2 protein-coding genes are annotated in these 809 nt (G+C 67.0%); both read left to right on the top strand.

Going from position 1 to position 809, the window contains the following annotated elements:
- On the top strand, positions 1 to 288 hold a 288-nt coding region (locus PUR26_RS02080; RefSeq protein WP_329868549.1), incomplete at its 5' end, for a rodlin.
- Positions 289 to 443: 155 nt separating this feature from the next.
- Positions 444 to 809 (top strand): rodlin (locus PUR26_RS02075; RefSeq protein WP_329868548.1); only part of this gene is annotated, 366 nt, incomplete at its 3' end.

The raw sequence follows: 809 nt of genomic DNA, 5'->3' as shown, positions 1-809 counted from the left end.
GGCAACTTCGCCACCCAGGCGTACGGCAACACCGTCACCGGTGGATACATGAGCCCGCAGATCGGCCTTGTCCAGGGCTCGCTCAACAAGCCCTGCATCGGTCTGCCGGCCCAGGTCGACGTGCAGAACGTCGTGGGTCTGCTCAACATCGGTGTTCAGGACATCCTCAACGACACGCAGAACCAGCAGTGCGCCGAGAACTCCACGGCGGTCAAGGGCGACAGCGCCCTCTCGCACATCCTGGAGAACGTGCTGTCCGAGAACGGCGCCGCCGCCGTCGAGAAGTGACGTGATCCGGCCCGCCCGCACGGCGTACGCGTCGTGCGGGCGGCCGGTCCCGCGTGGCCGCAGGGGCCGCGCATCCCCGTGGGTGAACCCCATGCCCGCCCGAGGGTGCGGCAGAACGGCCCGGGTACCGGGTCTCTCGACGAGAAGGATGGACCATGATCAAGAAGGTTCTGGCCGCTGCGGGCGTCGCCGCGGCCGTCCTGGGTGCTTCGGCCCCGATGGCTTCCGCCGTGGGCGACCGCGACGTGGACACGCAGAACGGCAATTTCTCCACCCAGGCTTACGGCAACACCGTCACCGACGGCGAGCTGAGCCCCCAGATCGGCCTCGTCCAGGGCACGCTGAACAAGCCCTGCATCGGTCTGCCGGTCGAGGCCGATGTGCAGAACGTCGTGGGTCTGATCAACATCGGTGTGCAGGACCTCCTCAACGACACGCAGAACCAGCAGTGCGTGGAGAACTCCACGGCGGTCAAGGGTGACAGCGCCCTGTCGCACATCCTGGAGAACGTCATCTCCGAG

Source organism: Streptomyces sp. SP18CS02 (assembly GCF_036322365.1).
GTDB lineage: Bacteria > Actinomycetota > Actinomycetes > Streptomycetales > Streptomycetaceae > Streptomyces.
Note: the sequence above shows the minus strand (reverse complement) of the source record. Positions and strands in the feature narration are given on the sequence as shown.